This is a genomic window from Streptomyces sp. NPDC043853, assembly GCF_056436025.1.
Genome location: NZ_JBWKDJ010000026.1, coordinates 1 through 4,829 on the forward strand (window position 1 = coordinate 1; position 4,829 = coordinate 4,829).

Here is a 4,829-nt window from a genome sequence, read left to right on the forward strand (position 1 = left end):
ACGCCCGGTTACATTCCGAACCCGGAAGCTAAGCCTTTCAGCGCCGATGGTACTGCAGGGGGGACCCTGTGGGAGAGTAGGACGCCGCCGAACAACCCGCCCTTTTAGCTCAGTCGGTAGAGCGTCTCCATGGTAAGGAGAAGGTCAACGGTTCGATTCCGTTAAAGGGCTCTGACAAAGAAAAGGCCCCCGCCTCATGGCGGGGGCCTTTTTTGTTTGGTGCCCTTGCGGTGCCGGCGGGCCCGAAGGCACGTCGGCACCGCAGCGGTCAGTCGCCCGTGCGGGGCTCCGGGACGCGGAAGGCCAGGATGGCCATGTCGTCCGAGGCGGGTTCGGCCGCGAAGCGCTCGACCGCGCGGAGGACACGGGCCGCCACCGCGCCCGCCGTGAGGCCCGTGCAAGTGGTGAGGACGTCCGCGAGACCGTCGTCGCCGAGCATGCGGGTGCCCTCGCGGCGTTCGGTGACCCCGTCCGTGACGCACAGCAGGACGTCACCCGGGTCGAGGGTGAGGGTCTGCTCGTGCAGGTCCAGGTCGTCGATCACGCCGAGCAGCGGCTGAGGGTCGGCGGCCGGGAGGACCTGGCCGTCCGGGCGCAGGCGCAGCGGGAGCGGGTGGCCGGCGCAGACCACCTTCATCAGGGCGCCGCCGTTCGGCTGCGGGTGGAGCTCGCCGTAGAGGAGGGTGAGGAAGCGGCTGCGGGCGCCCTCGTCGAGGATGGCCGCGTTCAGCCGTTCCAGGACCGCCGGACCGCCGAGGCCCTCACGGGCCAGCAGCCGCAGGGCGTGCCGGGCGAGGCCGGTGACCGCGGCCGCCTCCGGGCCCGTACCGCAGACGTCGCCGATGGCGAAGCCGTAGGCGCCGTCGCGGATCGGGAAGACGTCGTAGAAGTCGCCGCCGACCTCGTTGCCCTCGCCGGCCGCGCGGTAGATGACCTCGACCTCCATGCCCGGGATGGCGGGGGAGCCGGGCGGCAGCAGGCTGCGCTGCAGGGAGCGGCTGATGGCCATGCGCTCCGAGTAGAGGCGTGCGTTGTCCAGGGCGAGGGCGGCCCGGCGGGACAGGTCCTCGGCGAGTTCGAGGATCTCCTGGCGGAAGTGCTCCTCGTGCGGGTTGCCCAGGGTGAGCATGCCGATGACACGGTTGCGGGCCAGGAGCGGCAGAACGACCGTCTCCGCGCGGACCGCGGTGGAGCCGGCCGTCCAGGGGCGGGCTCCGGTCTCGGTGACCGGCTCCGGCGGGTCGACCTCGGAGAGGAGGGCCTTCAGACCGTCGATCCGGTCCTCGTCCTCGTGCAGGACGTAACTGAGGAACGGCTCGGAGGCCGGGTCGGCGATGGTGTAGACGGCGCACCAGGTCGCCAGGGTCGGGACGGTCATCTGGGCCATCAGCGCCAGGGTCTGGTCCCGGTCGAGGGTGCCGGCCAGCAGGTCGGAGGCCTCGACGAGGAAGGAGAGGGAGCCGCGGCGCAGCCGTTCCAGCTCGCCGAGGCGGGCGGATTCGACGGCGAGGGCGATCCGGTCGGCGGCGAACTGCAGGCGCAGTGCCTCGTCGTTGGAGTAGCGTCCGGGGGCTTCGGCGGCGACGCCGAGGGTTCCGGTCAGCCGGCCCTCGACCTTGAGGGGGACGGTGACCACGGACCGCATACCGGTGGTCTCCAGCAGCGGTACGGCGCCGGGGACCAGCGCGAGGTCCTCGTGGACGGCCGGCATGCGGGCGGAGCCGAAGCGGTTGGTGCCGGCCTCCACCGGGACGCGGGCGAACCGCTGGCGGGTCGAGGGCAGCCCGGTGGTGGCGCGGACCTCCAGCTCGGTCTCGTCGTCGGTGGCGAGGAGCAGGAAGGCGGAGTCGGCGTCGAGCATGTCACGGGCGCGTTCGACGGTGCGCTGGAGCAGGCCGTCGAGGTCGTCCGGTGCGGGGGAGCCGATGAACACCTCGAAGGGGTCGGCGGCGCGCGGTTCGGTCAGTCGGCCGTCGTCGCCGGCGGGCACCCGGGGAGGGCTCTGCAGGACGGCGCGCTCTTCGTCGCGGACGAGGAGGCAGACGGTGGAGGGCTCGCCGAGGGCGTCGCGGACCCGGAGGTGGGAGGCGTAGACGGGGATGACCCGGCCGTCGCCGCCGCGGATGCCGTAGCTGCCCTCCCAGCGGGACAGGCCGAGGGCCTCGGCGATGCCGGTGCCGGTGCCGGGGGTCTGGGGCCAGGCGGCCAGTTCGGCCAGCGGGCGGCCGACGGCCTTCGAGGCCGGGCGGCCGAAGATCTGCTCGGCGTCCTCGTTCCAGGCGGTGACCACGGCGTCGGTGTCGACCTGGAGGACGGCGACGCGGACCCGGCTCTCGGTGAGGGGGAGGAGCCTGTCGGGGAGGACGGGCCCGGCGGAGCGGGTACCGACCGGCCGGTCCGGCAGGTCGAGGCGGAACCACACGTGCTTGTGGGTGGCGGCGTACTCCACGCCCCAGCGGGTGGCCAGGGCGGCGCACAGCAGGAGGCCGCGGCCGTTCTCCCGGTCCGGGTCGGCGTAGGGGCGGTTGTGCGGGAGGAGCGGCAGCGCGCGGTCGGGGTAGCGGTCGGCGACCTCCACGCGTACGAAGTCGGCGCTGCGCAGGCAGAGGACCTCGGCGCGGGTGCCGGCGTGGATCACCGCGTTGGTGACGAGCTCGCTGGTGAGCACCACGGCGTCGTCGACGATGTCCGCGAAGCCCCATCCCTGGAGGGTGTCGCGGACGAAGGCGCGCGCAGCCGCGACCGAGCGCCCTACGGGATCGAAGCTGGCAGCCGCCCTGGCCGTGATCACGGGACTCCTCAGACAGTGGACAGTCGGACGCCAGCGTAATTGCCCCGCCCCCGCTACGGGTGCGGTCCCCCCGGAATCCACCCGCAGGGTGTGGGTGGTGTGCAAAGGTACCGAAGCGTTATGGCCGGGTTCCGCCATGGTGAAACACTGGGCAGGCTTGGAGTGCCTGCCGGTGCGCACCACCTGCCCTGGCGGAGCGGCGGTCGACCCTTTTGGGAGGGACACGGTGGAGTCTGGCGGAGCGGCGCGACGTACGGGAACGCGCGCGAAGGGCGGACGGGCCCGGCGCGGCGGGACGACGGAGGTCGACAGCGCCGCGTTGAACAGGCTGCTGACCGCTCTGGTGTCGATGCGCGACGGCAATTTCCGGAAGCGGCTGACGGTCTCCGGCGACGGGGTGATGGCGGAGATCGCCGCCGTCTACAACGAGGTCGCCGACCGGAACCTGCACCTCAGCGGTGAGCTGTCCCGGGTCCGGCGGATGGTGGGGCGCGAGGGCAAGCTGAGCGAGCGGCTGGAGACGGGTGCCTGTGAAGGCGCCTGGGCGGCCGCGATCGATGCCTCGAACCAGCTGGTGGAGGACCTGGCCCGGCCGGTGTCGGAGGTCGGGCGGGTGCTGTCGGCGGTCGCCGAGGGCGACCTGGAGCAGCGGATGGACCTGCGGACCCAGTCGCCGGACGGGGTGGGGCACCCGCTGCGCGGAGAGTTCCTGAAGGTCGGTCGTACGGTCAACAACCTGGTCGACCAGCTGTCGGCGTTCACCGACGAGGTGACGCGGGTGGCGCTGGAGGTCGGCACCGAGGGGAAGCTCGGCGGTCAGGCCCAGGTGCGCGGTATGTCCGGTTCCTGGAAGGATCTGACCGACTCCGTCAACACCATGGCCTACCGGCTCACCGCTCAGGTGCGGGACATCGCGCTGGTGACCACGGCGGTGGCGAAGGGCGATCTGTCCCGCAAGGTCACGGTGCACGTGGCCGGCGAGATGCTGCAGCTGAAGAACACCGTGAACACGATGGTGGACCAGCTGTCCTCGTTCTCGTCCGAGGTGACCCGGGTGGCCCGCGAGGTGGGTACCGAGGGTGAGCTCGGCGGCCAGGCCAAGGTGCCCGGCGTGGCCGGGGTGTGGAAGGACCTGACCGACTCCGTCAACACGATGGCGGGCAACCTGACGGCGCAGGTGCGCGGGATCGCGCAGGTCACGACGGCGGTGGCGAACGGCGACCTCACCCAGAAGGTGACGGTGAGCGCGCGCGGCGAGGTGGCGCAGCTGGCCGAGACGATCAACCAGATGACCGATACGCTGCGCACCTTCGCCGACGAGGTGACCCGGGTGGCGAGCGAGGTCGGCGCCGAGGGCCTGCTCGGCGGTCAGGCGCAGGTGCCGGGTGCGGCGGGTACCTGGAAGGACCTCACCGACTCGGTGAACACGGTCTTCCGGAACCTGACCACGCAGGTGCGGGACATCGCGACCGTGACCACCGCGGTGGCCAGTGGTGACCTGTCGCAGAAGGTCACGGTCGACGTGGCCGGCGAGATGCTGGAGCTGAAGAACACCGTCAACACGATGGTGGACCAGCTGCAGGCCTTCGGCGCCGAGGTGACCCGGGTCGCCCGTGAGGTGGGTGTCGAGGGCGAGCTCGGCGGTCAGGCGCAGGTGCCGGGTGCGGCGGGTACCTGGAAGGACCTCACCGACTCGGTGAACACGGCCTTCCGGAACCTCACCGGGCAGGTGCGCAACATCGCCCAGGTGACCACGGCGGTGGCGAACGGCGATCTGTCGCAGAAGGTCACCGTCGACGTCTCCGGCGAGATGCTGCAGCTGAAGAACACCGTGAACACGATGGTGGACCAGCTGTCCTCCTTCGCGGACCAGGTGACCCGGATGGCCCGGGACGTGGGTACGGAGGGCCGGCTGGGCGGCCAGGCGCGGGTGGAGGGGGTGTCCGGCACCTGGAAGGAACTCACCGATTCGGTGAACTTCATGGCCGGCAACCTGACCTCTCAGGTCCGGCAGATCGCCCAGGTGACGACCGCCGTG

At 71.7% G+C, this 4,829-nt stretch carries 2 protein-coding genes, 1 tRNA gene and 1 rRNA gene; 3 read left to right on the forward strand and 1 reads right to left on the reverse strand.

Annotation, left to right across the window (positions count from 1 at the left end; genetic code table 11):
* Positions 1–93, forward strand: a 5S ribosomal RNA gene (rrf, locus tag AC067U_RS36785); the annotation flags it as partial.
* A gap of 5 nt (positions 94–98) precedes the next feature.
* Positions 99–171 (forward strand) — tRNA-Thr (locus AC067U_RS36790).
* Positions 172–268: 97 nt separating this feature from the next.
* Here the strand turns inward: AC067U_RS36790 and AC067U_RS36795 are convergent.
* Positions 269–2,791, reverse strand: coding sequence for a SpoIIE family protein phosphatase (locus AC067U_RS36795; protein ID WP_478834215.1), 2,523 nt, complete (start codon positions 2,789–2,791; stop codon positions 269–271).
* Between the two features lie 226 nt (positions 2,792–3,017).
* On the opposite strand from AC067U_RS36795, the gene AC067U_RS36800 reads away from it, so the two are divergent.
* Positions 3,018–4,829: HAMP domain-containing protein (locus tag AC067U_RS36800; RefSeq protein ID WP_478834216.1), on the forward strand; the 1,812-nt coding region annotated here is incomplete at its 3' end.